Origin of the sequence: Vibrio sp. RM-69-4 (assembly GCF_024743775.1) — a bacterium.
GTDB lineage: Bacteria > Pseudomonadota > Gammaproteobacteria > Enterobacterales > Vibrionaceae > Vibrio > Vibrio anguillarum.
Map to the genome: position 1 here is coordinate 755,811 of NZ_JAMQXI010000076.1, position 15,200 is coordinate 771,010.

The following is a 15,200-nucleotide window of genomic DNA, read 5'->3' on the forward strand; positions in this document are numbered from 1 at the left end:
GTAGCGCATTTCTATCGAATGCACAGAGCAGAATAGCGCATTAATGGTTATCTAAGACGTTTTGGAGCAGGTGCTCCATCAATCGGTCGGTTTACAGATACTTTACGGCCTTTTTTTAACCCAGTTTCGTAATCCGCGGTAATATTTTTCATAGCATCACGTAGCTGCTGCTTGAAGGTTTCACGGTCAATATTTTGAAACTCTTTATCAATGTAATTATTGATTTTGTTATTGGATTCATCATCGGCGGTGATCACTGGAAGTTTTTCTAATGCCCCTTCAATCCAACCCGAAACGAACGAATTGACGCGCCGTGTGACTTCCATGCTGGAAGTGCCACTACCCGCGAAACTATTTCGAAATTGGCCTGTGTGCTCGTTCATTTCTCGGTAAATGATATCAAAAGCGAATGCGGCAAAAATAGCGCGATCGGCCTCACCAATAAACTCAACACGTTTGAGTCCTTTATGATTGAGTAGCACCGCTTCTACACCAAACTTAGTATTGATACCACGGATCACTCGTAGCAGTGATGAGGTGATGGATGCGGGTAGTAAATGGGTTGATTGGGTTTTGCCCATCTTGATAAATTCGATGTCATCTTTATCAAGCCCATACTTCAGCATCAGGCTATGCGCCATCTTGATGGCATTGGCCGCTTCATTCACATTCGCGGAATTACCAAGTTCAAGACATTTAGCGATCTTCTTTAGAGCTTTCTGTTTATCCATTAATTCGCAAATACAATTCTACAACTTCAGAAAAGTCCGACATTTTAGCGGTTTTATGCTGGAAGTGAAAGCGAAGTGGAGAATCGCTGCCCAAAATCAGGCAGCGAGTCGAGAGGAGGTTGGTGGTTTAAATACCAAGTTCATCCAATAGGTCTGTTGTCAAATCATCATCACTGTTGTTTTGCTTGTCGTTTTTTGCTTTGGCAGACAGTTTTTGCTGAGTCGCTTCTAAAATTGAATCAGGGCTTTCATCTTCTTGAACTTCAAACTCTTCAAGTTGGATGAATTCGGTTTTATCCATTGCCAGTTCAAGATAGAAAATATTATTACTTTCTGTCGAGAAGGTAACTCGGCGTGCTTGTGGACGATCTAAATTAGTATCTACCGACAAAATTACCTGTTTGTTGAGTGACAGCATCTTCGGTTGGTTTTGGGTAATGTTGGTTTGCAGTTCTTTGCGGATTTTATTTGTGAAGTCGCCTACGAGTTGATTCATCAATTCGCCCAGTACATCGCCCACCTCGTCAGAAGTGTGCAGCACGGCCAGCTCTTCTTCTGGCATTCCCATGTTGCGCATATAACTGGTGTAAATTTCCAGCGCAGCCTTGGCCGTAAAGTTGATAACAACGAGCCCAGAGAAGCCACCATCAAACAAAACGAAACAGCCGAAATCTGGCTTTAGTGACGTTTTGTTGATTTTTTGTACCATCGCTGAGTAAGCAATGTTGGTCGCCGTTGCAGAACTGAGCACTCCTGACACTGATTGACAAAGCTTAAGCAAAATATCTTCAGTGGTAACAATCTTGTTTTTTTTCATTCTGATATCCGTAATGTGCATTGCAGTTTAAAAGCGGTATTTAACTCTCTATATCAATATATAAAGCATAAAGCGTTAATTAACTATATATAGCTAAAATGTTGTGTACAGGAAAAATGTCGTACTGATGACTTTTTAGAGAGATTCATTCTTGCATTGAGATTCTGATTTGATCACCTTTTTAAATGTTGTAAAGTGACGAAATTCAAAGATTAATATCAAAATAACCATTAACCCACAGCTGATTGGATCAGCGCAGTAGGGGCAGGAAGCAAATGTTACCAAGACTTCATCACCAAACGGACGTCGATCCCGTCGTTTTGAGCTTTTTACAACAACTCGAAAACGAGGGGTTTAGCGGCGATATCGAATCACAATACTCTAGCCGACTTGCTGTTGCGACTGATAACAGTGTCTATCAGCAATTGCCTCAAGCCGTTGTGCATCCCAAATCAACTCATGACGTAGCACTTATTGGTAAGATTAGCTCAAAACCAGAGTTTGAGAGAGTCACTTTTTCACCGCGCGGTGGTGGCACTGGTACCAATGGCCAGTCGTTAACCAAAGGTATTGTGGTTGATTTATCTCGTCACATGAACCAAGTGCTTGAAATTAATGCTGATGAAGGTTGGGTAAGAGTACAAGCTGGTGTGGTGAAAGACCAATTAAATGATGCGGTCAGACCATTAGGTTATTTTTTCTCACCGGATCTTTCGACCAGTAACCGAGCCACACTTGGTGGCATGATCAATACCGATGCGTCAGGGCAGGGCTCTTTAAAATATGGCAAAACGTCGGATCATGTCTTGTCTCTGCAAGCCGTTTTTGCCGATGGCTCGGTACTTGAATCGGATCTCTCATTAGGCTTGCCTGAAAGTGGTACTTTTGCTGCAAACGCTTTGCAAGTGACCGAAGCGGTATGCCGTGGCAAGCGCGAACAAATTGTGGCGAAATTTCCACCTCTTAACCGCTTTCTGACGGGCTACGATCTTAAAAATGCGCTTGATGAAGAACGTGATCACTTTAATCTCACTCGGGTACTTTGTGGCGCAGAAGGCTCTTTGGTCTTCATCACAGAAGCAACCTTGAATCTGACGCCTATCCCCCAAGCTCGCACCTTAGTTAATGTGAAGTACAACAGCTTTGATTCGGCATTGCGTAATGCCCCTTTAATGGTAGCGGCCAATGCGTTATCGGTTGAAACCGTCGATTCCAAAGTATTAAATTTAGCTAAGCAAGATATTGTTTGGCATAGCGTCAGCGAGTTATTAGCGGATGTTCCGGGCAAAGAGATGCAAGGCATCAACATGGTCGAATACGCAGGCCAAAGCGAGCAAGAGGTCGCCGCGCAGGTCGCTTCATTGACGCAGCGTCTTGATCAGATGCTTGAGCAAGAACAAGCGGGCATCATTGGCTATCAAGTGTGTAGTGATTTGGCGAGCATTAACCTGATTTACAACATGCGCAAAAAAGCGGTGGGGTTATTAGGGGCGGCCAAAGGCAAGGCTAAACCCGTTGCTTTTGCTGAAGATACTTGTGTTCCTCCTCAACACTTGGCTGATTTTATTAGCGAATTCCGTACCTTGCTGGATAGTAAAAATCTCAGTTATGGCATGTTTGGCCACGTGGATGCCGGCGTGCTGCATGTGCGTCCTGCTTTGGATTTGTGTGACCCACAGCAAGAGCTTCTGATGCATGAAGTGTCTGATGAGGTAGTCAAGCTGGTGGCAAAATATGGCGGTTTAATGTGGGGCGAACATGGCAAAGGTTATCGCTCCGAATATGGCCCCGCGTTTTTTGGTGAGGAGCTATTTACTGAATTACGACGCGTTAAAGCCGCCTTTGACCCGCACAATAAAATGAACCCCGGCAAAATATGTACGCCACTTGAGACCAATTTTGAATTGGTCAAAGTCACGGACACCAAACGCGGCTATTTTGATCGTCAAATCGATGTGAAGGTCCGTGACAGTTTCAAACAGGCGATGGAGTGTAATGGTAACGGTTTATGCTTTAACTATGACACCAGTTCGCCGATGTGCCCGTCGATGAAAGTCACGGCGGATCGTCGTCACTCACCGAAAGGTCGTGCCGGTTTGGTGCGTGAATGGTTACGCCAACTTACCGAGCAGGGTGTGGATATTCTCGACCTAGAGAAGCAAGTGTTGGAGTCAAACCCAACCATCAAAACTATGATTGATCGCGTGCGTAACTCTTTCAATAAATCGCGCGAGTACGATTTTTCACATGAAGTGTATGAAGCGATGAACGGCTGCTTGGCGTGTAAAGCGTGTGCCAGCCAATGTCCAATCAAAGTGGATGTGCCGAGTTTTCGCTCTCGTTTTTTAAATATCTACTACTCACGTTATCAGCGTCCGGCTAAGGATTATCTCGTCGCGAATATTGAAACGCTTTTGCCGGTCATGGCAAAGGCTCCGCAAGTGGTGAACGGGGTATTGGCTCAGAAATGGGTACTAAGCCTCACCGCTTCAACCGTTGGTTACGTTGATGCGCCCTTGCTTTCGGTACCGACGTTGGCAAAGCGTGTCGCAGGCCAAGTGGTGAAATTCGATATGCAGCGCCTCGCTGGGCTGTCACAGCAAGATCGCGCTGAACATGTGATTATCGTTCAAGACCCATTCACCAGTTATTACGATGCTGAGGTGGTTGAAGATTTCGTGCAATTGCTGATCAAATTAGGCAAAAATCCGATACTGTTGCCATTCAAACCCAATGGTAAAGCGCAGCATATCAAAGGATTTTTAAAGCAATTCACAGCTACCGCGAAAAACACCGCTGCGTTTTTGTCACAAGTGGCTGATCTCAATATTCCAATGGTCGGTGTCGATCCAGCGTTAGTGCTTTGCTACCGTGATGAGTACAACGAAATTCTTGGCGATAAGCGTGGTGAGTTTGATGTGTTGACCGTTCATGAGTGGCTGTTGCCACGTTTGTCGGAGTTTAACCATCACCAAAACCACAGTGACGCGCCTTGGTATCTGTTTGCTCATTGTACGGAAAAGACCAAACTACCGAATGCAGAAAAAGAGTGGGGCGCGATATTTAGCCATTTTGGTTCTCAGTTAAAAACGGTGCCAGTTGGTTGTTGTGGCATGGCTGGAACCTTTGGCCACGAACAGGATAAGCTGGAGATGTCGAAAGATATTTATGGTTTAAGCTGGAAGCCAAGTTTAGAAAAACTGCCCAAAGAGCGTTGCTTGATCACAGGGTATTCCTGCCGCAGTCAAGTGAAACGATTTGAACAGGTAAAACCCAAGCATCCGTTACAAGCTTTACTGGCATTGTTGTAAACCCTAAGCCCAGACCTTACTGGGCTTTTTACTATACTGTCGATATTGGTTTGGAGCGAAGTACAGTCAGGTGGAGCAGCATGGGAAAATTTGAATTGAAAATACCCCCAGTGGCGATATTTATTGTGGCGCTACTGTTAATGCATCGCATCTCATACAGCTTTGAGTTTGCAAGCCTCGCTTTACCTCTGCCTCGAGTGGTCTTTGCGATTTGCTTTGTTTTATCTGGCATCGTTGGTTTACTGGGGATTTACGAATTTCGTCGCAAGAAAACTACGGTCAATCCAACCAAACCAGAAACGACATCGTGTATTGTGGATAGCGGTATCTACCGTTATTCGCGGAATCCGATGTATCTGGGGCTATTTTTTCTGTTGTTTGGTGTGGCCTATTGGCAACACAATGGGTTGAGCCTCGTGGTCGCATTTTTATTTGTGTGGTTTATGAATCGTTTTCAGATTTATCCAGAAGAGCGAGTGCTGGAAGCGCGTTTTGGCGAAGAGTATGTCGATTACAAGCAGCGTGTCAGGCGCTGGATATAGTTGAATGTCGTAAGGCATCTGAAATCAAAAGCCCCGCGAGAATAGCGGGGCAGCAATCTATACGACGAACATGGTTCTAGACAACAAACATGGTTCTAGATAATGGGCAAAAGAGCTCAAGCCATAGTGAAAAGAATACGGTTAGGCTGCTTTTGAAAATTGAGCTAAAAACATCTCTTTACGTTCATTGAAGCGATTAACTAAATCATCGACTGCTTCTTGGTCATAAGGTTTCAGGCCACTAGCTACCATGCGCTTTACCCCTTTCCCTACGATTTGACCGTTTTCTTTAAAGGCAAAGTTAAGCGTGACAATGCCACGTTTACCGTCGACATCAAACGTCGCACCAGAAAACTCAACTTCAGGTGAAGTGAGGTCTAAACGTTCAAATTCCACTTCCATGCTTTCATAGATGACTAATGGGCGCTGGCAGTTAATCATCATTTGCGCTTCTTCCATCAATGGCACCATGATGTGCGGGAAGTTCATACCAGAAAACTGCACATAGTTCGTCACAACGTGTTCGATAAATGCGGTGTTGTGGCTTACTTGGCCTTCACGGCTCATGTGTAGATACTCTTTGCCGGCAGTATCGACAAGAGCGCTCTCTTTCATACACTTATTTTCAATGTGCAGTGCAATGCCATCGCTGACCATGCCTGAAAAATCAAAACGCATCTTTTGGCTAATGCCTTCTTTTTGCAGCAATACTGCAAAGAGCAAATCGCCCGGAACACAGAAACGCTTGCTGTCTTCGTCGTGGATTGGGTTGAAATCTCCCGCCACTTTTTTAGCAAAGTGACTCGCTTGTTGGCGAGTGAACTGGAATTTTTGATCTTGATGAGAGAAATAAGATGTAAGAGACATAATGCACGCTGTATGGCCAAAACTGACGCGATTATAAGTCAACTCCACTCGATGAATGGTCCAATCAGTAAAAAGAGCCTCACAGAGAGCGAGGCTCAATAGCGTAACATTATAGGCTAGGGAGAAGATTTTCCGGCATGAGCGAGTTATGTACCGCCAGTTCTAGCAAGGTATTGGCTTGTTCAATGTCTGGCGAGAAGTAGCGATCCTTATCGTAAAACGAAACTTTTTTACGCAGGATTTGTTTCGCTTGTTCGACCAATGCGGAGGATTTATTGGGCGCTCTGAAATCGAGCCCCTGCGCGGCAGAAAGATACTCGACCGCTAAAATACCACGCGTGTTTTCGCTCATATCACGCAGACGACGACCAGCAAACGTTGCCATCGACACGTGATCTTCTTGGTTGGCTGAAGTGGGTAAGCTGTCAACCGAAGCCGGATGGGCGAGCGTTTTATTTTCACTGGCTAGCGCTGCCGCCGTCACTTGCGCAATCATAAAGCCAGAGTTAACGCCACCGTTGTCCACTAAAAATGGTGGAAGCTTGCTGAGCGCGCTGTCAATCAAGAGTGCCATGCGTCGTTCTGACAAACTGCCGATTTCGGCAATCGCTAGCGCCAAATTATCCGCAGCCATCGCGACGGGCTCTGCATGGAAATTACCGCCAGAGATGATGTCGCCATCGTCTGCAAACACCAGAGGGTTGTCGGAAACGGCATTGGCTTCCACTTCTAGCGTTTCAGCCGAATTGCGAATTTGCTGTAAGCACGCGCCCATCACTTGTGGTTGGCAACGCAGTGAATACGGATCTTGTACTTTTTCACATGCGGTGTGGGATTCACCAATCTCGCTGCGGTTGTCAAGTACATGGCGATAAGCGCTGGCGGCATCCATTTGCGCGCGATGGCCGCGAACGCGATGAATGCGCGGATCAAACGGGCGGCGACTGCCCAGCGCCGCTTCGACCGACATTGAACCACATACAATGGCGGAGGCAAATAAGTCTTCTGCGGCAAATAACCCCTCTAGGGCAAATGCGGTAGAGGCTTGTGTGCCATTGAGTAGCGCGAGCCCCTCTTTTGGCGCTAAAGTAATAGGAGTTAGCCCTGCGATTTTCAACGCGTCCAGTCCAGAGATAATTTCGCCGTTGTGGCGAGCTTGCCCTTCGCCGAGCAGTACCGTACTCATGTGTGCTAAAGGCGCTAAATCACCCGATGCGCCAACCGATCCCTTTTGCGGAACACAGGGGTAGACTTGGTGATTAACTAACGCCATCAAGGCGTTGATCACCTCAAGTCGAATACCAGAATACCCACGGGAAAGGCTATTAATTTTGAGTACCATCATCAAGCGAACGGTTTCATCCGCCATGAATTTACCAATGCCCGCAGCGTGTGAAAGCACGATGCTGCGCTGCAAGGTTTCTAAATCTTCAGGGGCAATTTTAGTATTGGCAAGTAGGCCAAACCCCGTATTGATACCATAAACAGTACGATTTTCGGCAATCACTTGTTCAACGACTTGTGTGCTTGCTTCAATACCCGCTATCGCGCTGGAGTCGAGTGATACGGTGACCGGCTTTCGGCTTACTTGACGCAGTGCTTTTAAGCTCAATTGGCCCGGTTTAATAACAAGATTTAACATGTTTTTTTGTCCTTACTTCAGTTGCGCGAGTTCATGGTTGAGCATTGGCAGGTCGAGCTTTTGTTCTTTAGCACAGCGTTTCGCAATGTCATAACCTGCATCAGCATGGCGCATGACACCTGTGGCTGGGTCGTTATGTAAAACACGCGCAATGCGTTGCGCTGCGTCATCTGAACCATCGCAGCAGATCACCATGCCAGAGTGCTGAGAAAAGCCCATACCTACGCCACCGCCGTGGTGGAGTGACACCCAAGTTGCGCCACCGGCTGTATTGAGCAGTGCGTTGAGCAGCGGCCAATCGGAAACAGCGTCTGAGCCATCTAGCATACCTTCAGTTTCACGGTTTGGGCTTGCTACCGAGCCGGAATCTAAATGGTCGCGACCAATCACGACTGGCGCTTTTAACTCGCCACTTTTCACCATCGCGTTAAAGGCTTGGCCTAAACGTTCGCGATCTTTCAAACCCACCCAACAGATGCGAGCTGGTAGGCCTTGGAATTGAATGCGTTCGCGCGCCATGTCTAGCCAGTTATGTAGATGGGGGTTATCAGGGATTAACTCTTTCACTTTTTGATCGGTTTTATAAATGTCTTCGGGATCGCCAGACAGGGCGACCCAGCGAAAAGGTCCAATCCCCTCACAAAACAGTGGGCGAATGTAGGCTGGTACGAATCCTGGGAAGTCAAAAGCGTTTGCCACTCCTTCTTCGAGAGCCATTTGGCGGATATTGTTGCCGTAGTCGAGTGTGGCAGCGCCGCGTTTTTGCAGCGTTAACATCGCTTGAACTTGGACGGCCATCGATGCTTTGGCCGCCTTGACCACCTGGCTTTCATCTTGAGTGCGCATTTGAGCGGCGTGTTCCATGCTCCAATTTAAGGGTAAATAACCATTGAGTGGGTCATGGGCCGAGGTTTGGTCTGTCACCACATCGGGGGTGATATTACGCTCAACTAGCTGTGGAAAAATATCGGCGGCATTACCTAGCAAACCGACAGAAATCGGTGTCTCCGAGCTATCGATCATCGCCAAGGCTTCATCTAAGCTGGTGGCTTTTTTATCGACATAACCAGTGCGTAAGCGGTAGTCGATGCGCGATTCATCACACTCGACCGCAATCATGGAAAACCCAGCCATGGTTGCCGCTAATGGCTGAGCGCCGCCCATGCCACCTAAGCCGCCAGTCAACACCCAGCGGCCTTTTGCGCTACCAGCAAAATGCTGTTTAGCGATGGCGACGAAGGTTTCGTAAGTACCTTGTACAATGCCTTGTGAGCCGATGTAGATCCATGAGCCAGCCGTCATTTGACCGTACATCATCAAACCTTGCTTATCGAGCTCATTAAAGTGCTCCCAGTTGGCCCAATGTGGTACAAGGTTTGAGTTGGCAATTAGCACACGTGGTGCATTTTTGTGCGTCGGGAAAACACCGACAGGTTTGCCTGATTGAACCAAGAGCGTTTGATCCTCTTCAAGGCGTTCAAGCACTTCAACAATTTTATCAAAGCACGGCCAATTTCGGGCCGCGCGGCCAATGCCACCATACACCACAAGTGCATGTGGGTGCTCTGCAACGTCTGGGTCAAGATTGTTCATGAGCATGCGCAGTGGCGCTTCGGTTAACCACGATTTGGCTCGAAGTGTTGTACCGTGAGGGGCGCGAATGGTGCGCGTGGTATCAAGACGTTGCTCTTGAGTATGGGGTTGCGTCATGTTGAGACTCCTTGTGTTTCACAATGTGGCGCTATTGTTGTTATGGTGCCAGTATCGGGTTTAGTGAGGTGTAGCGATTAATCGTCGGTCATGGCATTGGCGATATCCCAACACAGCCTTGCCGCGAGACGAGCAGTTTGATTGTCTTGGTCAAATTGCGGGTTGTATTCGGCAATGTCGGCAATTAACAGCTTATTTTTGTGGTAGAAAATTTTGTCAAAATAAGGGGCAAGCGCTTCATAACTTACGCCACGTGCCGCTGGGGCGCTGACTCCCGGCGCCGTTGCAGCTGGAAAGACATCTAAGTCAATCGTCAAATAGAGATAGTCACACTGGTCAATGAAGTGTTGCAGTTCACGCAGATGATCAATCGGGCTCAGTGCTGAAAACTGATTATCTTGCATATACCAAACGCCCAGTTCATCGGCTCGTTGAAACAGTGCAGTCGTATTACTTGCTCGGCTCACACCTAAGCAAGCGTAATGAAATGGCCATTGATTTTGCTCGCACCATTGATGAATTTGATTAAAGGGAGTGCCGGAGCTAGGTCGCACCGAAGCGATCTCTGACTCAAAAGCACGCAAATCGAAATGTGCGTCAAAATTGATGATCCCAATTCGTGGTTGGCTGATGGCATGTTGACTCAGATATTGCGCTGCGCCTTGAAACGTGGCCCAAGCGACTTCATGACCGCCACCCAGTACGATAACGGGCGTTTGTTTAAGCGTATGGGCAATCACATCAGCGCACCGTTGCTGAGCCAGCTCAAGTTCATCATCAATACAGCGAATATTGCCCAGATCAAAAAAGCGAGAGTGCTTATGCCAAGCCATGTTGGCCAGCGCTTGACGAATGGCATCGGGAGCCTGTTTTGCGCCAATGCGCCCTTTATTGCGGGCCACCCCTGCATCGCATTCAAAACCGATAATGGCAATGGCTTTCTCATCTTGGTTTTGTTGAATGGGTAGCGTATTGACGGTGCAACGTTGAGTTTGATGGTGAACGCGTGTACCTAACTCGCCATCTTCGGCATCGTGACGGCCTTGCCACTCGAAGCTGTGCTGAGTGTTGCTAAAGGTAGGGTTATTCATAGGTCAATGCTCCGTCAACTACGCGTGCATGCAAACGCGGTACGCCCACTTGATAACTTAAATCGGCTGGGTGGCTAATATTCCAAATGGCGAGATCGGCATCGTAGCCAGTGGCAATTTTGCCGCGAGAATCAGCAAAACCTAACGCTTGCGCAGCATGTTGAGTCACACCTCGTAAGGCTTCTTGGGGGGTTAAGCCAAACAGTGTGCACGCCATATTCATCATAAGAGTGAGGTCAGCAAACGGCGATGTACCGGGGTTGAAATCACTTGCGATGGCCATTGGAATATGATGCTGACGCAGTAAATCAATCGGTGGGCGTTGGGTTTCACGTAAGAAATAAAAAGCACCGGGTAGCAAGGTTGCCACGGTATTGGAACGGGCGAGTGCAAACACACCTTGCTCATCTAAATATTCGATATGATCGGCAGACAAACCTTGGTAATGGGCGGTTAAAGCGCTTCCCCCTAGGTTTGATAACTGCTCGGTATGACCTTTCACTTGCAGCCCATGCGCAATTGCGGCTTGGAACACTTTTTCTGTTTGTGCCAGCGTAAAACCAATCGATTCACAAAACACATCGACGCTCGAAGCGAGTTTTTGTTCGGCCACCAGAGGGATGATTTCCTGACAAATATGCTCAACATAATCGTCTGAGCGGTGTTGGTATTCTGGTGGAATGGCGTGAGCGGCGAGCAGTGTTGTGACGACTTTAATGCGGCGATGATCCTCAAGGTGCTTAGCCGCTTTGAGCATTTTTATCTCATCATGGAGCGTTAAACCGTAGCCCGATTTGATCTCAACGGATGTGACACCGGAACGCAGCAACCCCTCTAACCTTGGTAGTGCCAACTCAACCAATTGGTCAATGGATGCGGTGCGGGTGGCGTGGACGGTTGATAAAATACCGCCGCCTTGCTTGGCGATCGCTGGGTAGGGAACACCTTGCAAGCGCATTTCAAACTCATTGGCGCGGTTACCGGCATAGATAAGGTGAGTATGGCAATCTATCAACCCCGGAGTGATAAGCTTGCCTTGGCAATCTATGACTTTGTGTTCTGGCGCGGCGGCGATGGGAATGTGGCTATCAAAGTAGGCGTCAATTTTGCCCGCTTTTATCACCACAGTTTTAGGAGAGCTAGGCTGATAGCCAAGCTCTCCTTGTTCCATGCTGACGATACGCGCGTTGGTCAGTATTAGATCCATCTTTATTGTCACCGTTATCGCTTAGTGCGCTGCTGATTTAAATGTATATACAAATAAATAAGGCAAAAGCGCAGGCGGTGCAAGATGAATGTTGCAAAAGTGTGATCGAATGTTGAAATGTGTAGCGTTAATCGAGCATCACTTTAGAGGTTAATTTGTATTTCGAGCCCGGGTGATAAAGCAGTGCAGAGCTGACTAACTTATCGCCACTCCAGGTACGGCGATTAAGTAGTAAACAGGGTTCATTGACGGCCAACTGCAACAATTGTTTGATGTGATGCTCGGCAATAATGGCTTCAACAGTGTGCTCAATTGCACTTAATGGGCAGTTTTGTGAAAGATATTGATTGGGCGTCATGAACGAGAAGTTTTGTTCAAGATAGTGGGACGCGTAGCGGCTATTGACCCAACGTACTTCCAGTTGTATCGGAGTATCATTGGCAAAGTGAATGATTTCACTATAAAAAACAGAAGATCCTAGCATGACGCCGAGTTTGATAGCGACACTTTCATCTGCTGTTAACGCAAGTTGCTTTAAGACTTTACTGCGATATTGCTTCCCTCGGCTAGCGACCTCGTCAGCAATATTACGAATATCAAGTAGCGGTGATTCCGCTTTGTCTTCTACAGCGCAAACAAAAGTACCTAGCCTTGGTCGGCGTTGCAGTTTTCCATCAGCTACCAGATCCCGTATCGCTTTATTCACCGTCATCCGACTCACATTAAATTGCTCAGTCAGTTCTAGCTCGGTGCTTATGCGTTGGCCGACAGGCCAGTGTCCGGATTCAATGTTATCTAAAATAAATTGTTTTATTTGTCTATAAAGTGGTGAGCTTGACATGGGCATGATGAGTTTTATTTGAATATACAAATAATTAACGAAGTCGCTGGGAAATGCAATATTTAGATAAGGCTTTGCGATCATCATCGGCTAAAACTGTGAATTGGTGAAGCAGCTATCGACGACAAAGGGTCAGTGTCACGGTAAGATGGCGTCGTAACTTGTGGTTTAAATAATAAAGAGAAAATGCGATGACAGCTCCAACAGAAATGACTTTTTTCGCTCGTTTTGAAGCGGATATTTTGGCGAAAAAGAAAGTGATCACCATTCGTGATGAGAGCGAAAAGCACTACCAAGTTGGCTCTATTGTCGAGGTGAGTACGTTGGAAGAGGGACGAAAGTTCTGCCGCTTGTTAATCAATAAGGTTGAACCGATCCTATTTAGCGAATTAAGCCACTACCATGCAGAGCAAGAAAATATGTCACTCACGACACTGAAAGAGGTGATTCAAGACATTTATCCCAATATTGAACAGTTGTATGTAATTCACTATCAACTGGTTGAAGAGAAAGCTCTAGAAAAAGATCACGCTTAAAAATAATAACGCCAATCAATCACGATTGGCGTTATTGCTGTTTGCCTCAAGACAGTGTCACGACGATTTCATTATAAAACGCAGCAACAGTAATGAGGTTAGTCACGCTTCCACAGAATGTGGCAGAACTTTTGGTCTGGGTCGCGGCTAACGAGCATTCTTGCAAACACATCGTCTAGTACGTCGTCCTCTTCGTTGACAAGACCGATCAATACTTCCGCGTAAGCTTCCTTATCGACGTCAAAACCCACGTGTTGAACCCAATCATCACCAACGTCAAGCAGTTCAGCCGCGCCACGGTCTTCAAATTGTGCCGTAAACAGGATGACATCAACAGGTTCTAGATTATCGGGTGCCATTTCAAGAAAGATGTCGTAAGCCGCATCAATGGCATCGTCGTAAGAAATCAAATCAGACATTATTATGCTCGGCTCATGTATTTGCGTTCAGCGGTGTTGATAATAATACGGTCGCCAGTTGCGACATATTCAGGAACTTGCACGACAAGGCCAGTGCTTAAACGTGCTGGTTTTGAACGCGCAGAAGCTGAAGCACCTTTGATGGAAGGATCAGTCTCTTCAATCACAAGCTCAACAGATGAAGGGACATCTAGTGCTACCGCAACACCGTCAACGACAACCACATACATACCTTGGATTTCTTCAGTGATGAACAGTAGCTCATCTTCGATATCGGCCTGTTTAAACGTAAATTGAGTGTAATCTTCGTTATCCATAAAGATGTACTCATCGCCATCAACATAAGAAAACGAAACCGCACGGCGGTTCATGTCAACGGTGTCGACAAAGTCATCGGCTTTTAAACGCTCATCAACGCGAGCGCCAGTGTTCAAATCAGTACAACGTAGTTTGTAGATTTTAGAACCACCGCGGCCACCAGGAGTGGTCACTTCGATATCTTTGATCAATAGCGTCTTGCCACCAGAAATAATAGCAAACCCTTTTTTTAATTCATTCGCCTTTGGCATGGAATTTTTCCTTCATACTTAGTTTCGGCGCATTATACCTTGCCGTTTTCGAAAAGGAATATCTTGATTGATTGCTTTGCATAGTAGAACATGACAGCGTGTACTTTTTCTTAAATTAACTAACGCTTTTTGCTATGTATTTATCGGTTATTGACCCAAAACAACCCTTTCAGGCTGAATATCAAGCGGCTATCGATGATCTCATCAAGTTTCTGCGTGCCGGGTTAGGTGACAATCTACATAGTCTTTACCTTTATGGCAGTGTGGCGCGCAGAACTGCGCGTTATGGGCGCTCCAATTTGGATGTAGTGTTGGTCACGCACCGTGATTTCTCCGAGCAACGAGCAACTCTGCTGAATACGATAAAATGGCGATTTCAGAAAAGTTCCCCACATATCACCGAAGTCTCGATCAAAACTGCACTCGTGAGCGAGGTAGCCACTTTAGAGAGCATTTTTACGTGGGGATTTATGTTGCGCCATTGTTGCGTTTGTATCTTGGGTGATGATCTGGCGGAATGCTTTGGCGATTTCGAACCCAGTTGGGAAATAGCTAAACACTGGAATATGGACATCGCAGATTGGGTCTTTTTTTATCGTGATAAAATTGCAAAAACCAGTTCTGAAAGCGAACAGAGCAAGGCGCAAGTAGCCATTGCCAAGAAATTACTGCGCGCCAGTTATTCTTTGATTATGTATCGTGATAAAAATTGGTTTGATGATCCTATCGAATGCGGGCAGCAGTTTTTACGTTATCACCCGGAGAAAAAAATCGACATTGAGAGATTGGGTATTTTGCTCTCTGGACGAGTGATCGCCAAACGTTCAGTGATTGGGATTCTAGACAGTTATGGTCAATGGCTGGCAAAGCAGTACCAAAAAACAGAGTTTCGGATTGGTTAACCGCTGGCTAGATCG

General features: G+C 46.6%; 14 protein-coding genes. 4 read left to right on the forward strand and 10 right to left on the reverse strand.

Annotated elements, in window-relative coordinates; genetic code table 11:
- Positions 1-47: 47 nt before the first annotated feature.
- Positions 48-731 carry a DUF2786 domain-containing protein gene (locus NB504_RS15675; protein WP_017042255.1) on the reverse strand — a complete coding sequence of 228 codons (684 nt, stop codon included), beginning with the start codon at positions 729-731 and terminating at the stop codon, positions 48-50.
- Between the two features lie 127 nt (positions 732-858).
- Positions 859-1,548, reverse strand: a complete 690-nt coding sequence (locus tag NB504_RS15680) for a DUF3334 family protein (RefSeq protein ID WP_026028133.1) — start codon at positions 1,546-1,548, stop codon at positions 859-861.
- A 275-nt stretch (positions 1,549-1,823) separates the two neighbouring features.
- Here NB504_RS15680 and NB504_RS15685 point away from each other — a divergent pair, with 275 nt between their 5' ends.
- Together NB504_RS15685 and NB504_RS15690 are read left to right on the forward strand one after the other, a co-directional pair.
- Positions 1,824-4,859 (forward strand): FAD-binding and (Fe-S)-binding domain-containing protein, encoded by a 3,036-nt coding sequence (locus tag NB504_RS15685; RefSeq protein ID WP_258429267.1) that lies wholly within the window; start codon positions 1,824-1,826, stop codon positions 4,857-4,859.
- A 50-nt stretch (positions 4,860-4,909) separates the two neighbouring features.
- The gene (locus tag NB504_RS15690) at positions 4,910-5,401 is read left to right on the forward strand and encodes an isoprenylcysteine carboxylmethyltransferase family protein (RefSeq protein WP_258429268.1); all 492 of its coding nucleotides are present in this window, start codon (positions 4,910-4,912) and stop codon (positions 5,399-5,401) included.
- A gap of 141 nt (positions 5,402-5,542) precedes the next feature.
- Here the strand turns inward: NB504_RS15690 and NB504_RS15695 are convergent, their stop codons facing one another.
- From NB504_RS15695 to hutC, 6 genes are all read right to left on the reverse strand, one after another.
- Positions 5,543-6,268 (reverse strand): DUF3581 domain-containing protein, encoded by a 726-nt coding sequence (locus NB504_RS15695; protein ID WP_026027168.1) that lies wholly within the window; start codon positions 6,266-6,268, stop codon positions 5,543-5,545.
- Between the two features lie 109 nt (positions 6,269-6,377).
- A complete protein-coding gene (hutH, locus tag NB504_RS15700) occupies positions 6,378-7,910 on the reverse strand; it encodes a histidine ammonia-lyase (RefSeq protein ID WP_258429269.1) in 1,533 nt (510 codons plus the stop codon).
- 12 nt (positions 7,911-7,922) lie between these two features.
- Positions 7,923-9,620 carry a urocanate hydratase gene (gene hutU / locus NB504_RS15705; RefSeq protein ID WP_013856604.1) on the reverse strand — a complete coding sequence of 566 codons (1,698 nt, stop codon included), beginning with the start codon at positions 9,618-9,620 and terminating at the stop codon, positions 7,923-7,925.
- Positions 9,621-9,697: 77 nt separating this feature from the next.
- Positions 9,698-10,711: a formimidoylglutamase gene (gene hutG, locus NB504_RS15710; RefSeq protein WP_258429270.1), complete on the reverse strand. Its 1,014-nt coding sequence runs from the start codon at positions 10,709-10,711 to the stop codon at positions 9,698-9,700.
- The gene (hutI, locus tag NB504_RS15715; RefSeq protein WP_258429271.1) at positions 10,704-11,918 is read right to left on the reverse strand and encodes an imidazolonepropionase; all 1,215 of its coding nucleotides are present in this window, start codon (positions 11,916-11,918) and stop codon (positions 10,704-10,706) included. The genes hutG and hutI overlap by 8 nt, the downstream gene beginning before the upstream one ends.
- Positions 11,919-12,045: 127 nt before the next feature.
- Entirely contained in the window at positions 12,046-12,759 is a 714-nt protein-coding gene (gene hutC / locus NB504_RS15720) for a histidine utilization repressor (protein ID WP_258429403.1), read from the reverse strand.
- Between the two features lie 191 nt (positions 12,760-12,950).
- Between hutC and yqfB the strand changes: the two genes are divergently transcribed.
- Positions 12,951-13,295, forward strand: a complete 345-nt coding sequence (gene yqfB, locus NB504_RS15725) for a N(4)-acetylcytidine aminohydrolase (RefSeq protein ID WP_010319023.1) — start codon at positions 12,951-12,953, stop codon at positions 13,293-13,295.
- Between the two features lie 98 nt (positions 13,296-13,393).
- Here yqfB and NB504_RS15730 read toward each other — a convergent pair whose 3' ends face one another.
- Together NB504_RS15730 and yeiP are read right to left on the reverse strand one after the other, a co-directional pair.
- The gene (locus NB504_RS15730) at positions 13,394-13,714 is read right to left on the reverse strand and encodes an HI1450 family dsDNA-mimic protein (RefSeq protein WP_010319022.1); all 321 of its coding nucleotides are present in this window, start codon (positions 13,712-13,714) and stop codon (positions 13,394-13,396) included.
- Positions 13,715-13,716: 2 nt separating this feature from the next.
- Positions 13,717-14,283 (reverse strand): elongation factor P-like protein YeiP, encoded by a 567-nt coding sequence (gene yeiP / locus NB504_RS15735; protein ID WP_013856610.1) that lies wholly within the window; start codon positions 14,281-14,283, stop codon positions 13,717-13,719.
- 134 nt (positions 14,284-14,417) lie between these two features.
- On the opposite strand from yeiP, the gene NB504_RS15740 reads away from it, so the two are divergent.
- A complete protein-coding gene (locus tag NB504_RS15740) occupies positions 14,418-15,185 on the forward strand; it encodes a nucleotidyltransferase domain-containing protein (RefSeq protein ID WP_258429272.1) in 768 nt (255 codons plus the stop codon).
- The last annotated feature ends 15 nt before the right edge of the window (positions 15,186-15,200 follow it).

Coding starts and splice junctions, on each gene's coding strand:
- NB504_RS15730 (WP_010319022.1), bottom strand. CDS start 13,714: ATGTCTGATTTGATTTCTTACGACGATGCCATTGATGCGGCTTACGAC.
- hutU (WP_013856604.1), bottom strand. CDS start 9,620: ATGACGCAACCCCATACTCAAGAGCAACGTCTTGATACCACGCGCACC.
- yeiP (WP_013856610.1), bottom strand. CDS start 14,283: ATGCCAAAGGCGAATGAATTAAAAAAAGGGTTTGCTATTATTTCTGGT.
- hutG (WP_258429270.1), bottom strand. CDS start 10,711: ATGAATAACCCTACCTTTAGCAACACTCAGCACAGCTTCGAGTGGCAA.
- NB504_RS15675 (WP_017042255.1), bottom strand. CDS start 731: ATGGATAAACAGAAAGCTCTAAAGAAGATCGCTAAATGTCTTGAACTT.
- hutI (WP_258429271.1), bottom strand. CDS start 11,918: ATGGATCTAATACTGACCAACGCGCGTATCGTCAGCATGGAACAAGGA.
- NB504_RS15685 (WP_258429267.1), top strand. CDS start 1,824: ATGTTACCAAGACTTCATCACCAAACGGACGTCGATCCCGTCGTTTTG.
- NB504_RS15695 (WP_026027168.1), bottom strand. CDS start 6,268: ATGTCTCTTACATCTTATTTCTCTCATCAAGATCAAAAATTCCAGTTC.
- NB504_RS15680 (WP_026028133.1), bottom strand. CDS start 1,548: ATGAAAAAAAACAAGATTGTTACCACTGAAGATATTTTGCTTAAGCTT.
- hutH (WP_258429269.1), bottom strand. CDS start 7,910: ATGTTAAATCTTGTTATTAAACCGGGCCAATTGAGCTTAAAAGCACTG.
- hutC (WP_258429403.1), bottom strand. CDS start 12,759: ATGTCAAGCTCACCACTTTATAGACAAATAAAACAATTTATTTTAGAT.
- NB504_RS15740 (WP_258429272.1), top strand. CDS start 14,418: ATGTATTTATCGGTTATTGACCCAAAACAACCCTTTCAGGCTGAATAT.
- yqfB (WP_010319023.1), top strand. CDS start 12,951: ATGACAGCTCCAACAGAAATGACTTTTTTCGCTCGTTTTGAAGCGGAT.